General features: G+C 38.9%; 1 protein-coding gene. It reads right to left on the minus strand.

Annotation, left to right across the window (positions count from 1 at the left end):
* Positions 1-316: 316 nt before the first annotated feature.
* Entirely contained in the window at positions 317-475 is a 159-nt protein-coding gene (locus tag BCT81_RS29700; protein WP_241908142.1) for a hypothetical protein, read from the minus strand.
* Positions 476-702 lie beyond the last annotated feature (227 nt).

A 702-nucleotide genomic window follows, 5' to 3' on the forward strand; every position in this document is an offset into this window, starting at 1 on the left:
TCTCAATACATCTCTAATAACTATTTTGGGGAGGCATTCGGATAACTTAGGTAACAGAAGTCTATAAATTTATGCACTAAACTAAAGAGGAGCACTCCTGGACAATAAAGTGTCATGGGTTAAATGCCCCATCGACTCGCCTTGGGTTTTCTGTGCTATGGATTTTTTAACTCTCATTCCAGTGAAACTCTACATCAACAGTCATTGGGAGACCATTTTTCATCGCGTCACACAATACAGGAGCAAAGGTTTTAAGCGTTTCTATATTTGAGTCTTTATACTGATCACAGCTTGAATCTTTATCAAGTTCTAGCCATTACTTTACCGTATATGTATCAGCACCTTCATAGAGCCAGTCTCCTACATCTTTTTTGACTGACACCTCTGTACCTGTTTTGATAAAGACATGCCGGCCTTCACCAGTTGCATGATAGTCAATCACTACAACCTTAAATAAGTTATGCTCTGCTTGCATGTTCTCTAAAAACTCCTTTTAAAAGCATGACTTTAGCCATCAATGCCAAGCCTATGTGTGAAGCAATTTAAAGTTCAGTATAACAAGATAAAGCTCTAACCAACTTTAAAAAGAAAAACCATCAAGCCGAAACTCAATGGTTTTGATTATCTACTGCTTGTTCAGCAGGAAGGTTGCTTTCTTCCTGGCCTATTCTTAGCTGCCTATGCGGCAGGTCACACCTACTA

It is taken from the genome of Vibrio sp. 10N.261.52.A1, from assembly GCF_002876325.1.
GTDB lineage: Bacteria > Pseudomonadota > Gammaproteobacteria > Enterobacterales > Vibrionaceae > Vibrio > Vibrio chagasii.